This window comes from Acidobacteriota bacterium (genome assembly GCA_034211275.1).
Taxonomy (GTDB): domain Bacteria; phylum Acidobacteriota; class Thermoanaerobaculia; order Multivoradales; family JAHZIX01; genus JAGQSE01.
In genome coordinates, this window is the sequence record JAXHTF010000373.1 from 1 (window position 1) to 2019 (window position 2019).

Genomic DNA, 2019 nt, shown 5'->3' on the forward strand with positions numbered 1-2019 from the left:
CGAGCGATAGATCCACACCGCTGCGGCGGTACAGTCCCCGAGGCGGGTGGACCCGTGGAACGGGGATAGTCTCGTGCGTCTACGTAATACCCGAAACTTTACCAGAGTGTTGCAGAACGGGCTCCTTCGACCGTCGAGAACACCCCGAACGGTGTCGCCGGAGACACCAAGTGTCAAGTGGCGGTGGTCGCAGGGCTGCCGCCTGAGCCAGTTTCCTCGGCCTCCGGTCTCCAAAGCGGAGCAACCTCTTGAGGTTCTGGCCGGCCGCCACCAGCAGCGCCTCGGCGTTCACCCTGCGTAGGGTCCGCAAGCGGAACTTCCGCATCCCGTGCCAATCCTTGGCTTCCGCGAACAGGGGCTCGACCCAAACCTTCCGTTTTCGCAGCGCCTTCTCGTAGGACGGGGTGCCGCGGTAGGAGCGCACCCGGTCGACGTGGCGCTCCCCGGGGTAACGGCGTAGCTGGCGGCCGTTCTTGTTGGTGGTGCACCGGGGCTTGAGCGGGCAGGCCGCGCACTCGGCGGCCCTCGCCCGGTAGTACGTGACCCTGTCGCTGCGATCCTCTCCGTCCTTCTTGCCGAGCGGGCGCAGCACTTTTCCGGCTGGGCACGAGTAGACGTCCGCCTCCGCATCGTAGCGGAACTCGCCCTTGGCGAAGAAGCCCGGCCTGGAGCCGCTCTCGTGCAGCGCCACGTAGGCGCGGACGCCCGCCTCCTCCAACGCCACCACGTTCTCCAGGGTGCCGTACTTGCCGTCGGCGGTAACGTGGTGCGGACGGAGCTTCCACCGGAAGCAGGTGCGCCACAGGAGGTCGAGCATGGGCCGGTTCTCGGTGACCTCGGCCGGGGCCACGAGCGCGTTGAGGACGATCCTGGCCTTGCCGCCGTCCACGACGTAGTGGGCCTGGTAGCCGAGCTTCCTGCCGGAGGCGGCCCAGGTCATGGGCGTGGCGTCCGGGTCGGTCCTGCTCGCTCGGGTATCCGAGGTCCTCTCGCGCCACGGACCCTTGAAGGAGCGGTCCTGGGCCCCGTCGCGCGAGATCCAATCTTCCCGCGCCGCGTTCTGCTCGCGGAGGAGCGCGTCCCCGGCGGAGGGCAGGGCGTCGGTTTCCTCCGCGAAGGGCGGGCCGTCTTCCGCAGGCCCCTCCTCGAAGAGTCCGGCCAGGTGCGCCTCCACGGCCCACCTCGGGGCCAAGGAGTCCACGGCCGCGTTGCCCTCGACCTTGGTCGAGTCGAAGAACAACTCGTTCCCCCGGACCAACCCCGCCTCGACGCACTCCTCCACGATCCGCTCGAAGAAGAGGCGGAAGACGGGAAGCCCGAAGCGTTCGCGGGTGCGGGTCAGGCTGGAGTGGTCGGGCAAGGGTTCGTGGAGGTCGTAGCCCAGGTACCATCTCACAGAGAGCCGGTCGGCGGCCACGCGCATCAGCTCTCGCTCGGAACGTAGCCCCTCGAAGAACATCACCAACTGGAGCTTGAAGAAGACCACCGGGTCCACCGAAGGTCTCCCCCCACGAGCGTACAATGGGCGCACCATCTCCCTGACGAACGAGAGGTCTAACGTAGCTTCTAGTCGTCGGTAGAAGTTGTTTTTGGGGACCAGATCCTCCAACGAGATCTCGCGGGGCAGTGGTTCGAAGCGGCGTTCTTTGATACCCATCATGATGGTGCAGCCTCCTGAAGAAAGTCCGGGAAGCTTATGCTAGCCGCACCTCGATCTTCGCGCTGCCGCGGTAGGCCATTCTGCAACACTCTGGGTTCGTTTTGGGGACGTTTTACGGGGTTCTGGTGGCGTTACGGCAAGACGGCCACTTTTATTCCCTCTCCGGCTGCGGCGGTTTGCAGGGCGGTGTTTGCAGACTTCAGCGGGTATCGGTGGGTCAACATGGGCTCGGTCTGGATGCGGCCCGACTCTATCAGGCGAAGGGCGGTCTCGTAGTCGGCGCGGCGGGAGTCGGTAGAGCCTGTGACGACGAGTTCGTTGTAGTGGATGAGGTTCGCTTCCACCTCGGACCAGCCCGG

The 2019-nt window shown here is 65.8% G+C and carries 2 protein-coding genes; both read right to left on the reverse strand.

Annotation, left to right across the window (positions count from 1 at the left end; genetic code table 11):
* Positions 1-79: 79 nt before the first annotated feature.
* Complete coding sequence (locus SX243_26115) at positions 80-1660, reverse strand: IS1182 family transposase (protein ID MDY7096462.1); 1581 nt, start codon at positions 1658-1660, stop codon at positions 80-82.
* A 131-nt stretch (positions 1661-1791) separates the two neighbouring features.
* Positions 1792-2019 (reverse strand): threonine dehydrogenase (locus SX243_26120; protein ID MDY7096463.1); only part of this gene is annotated, 228 nt, incomplete at its 5' end.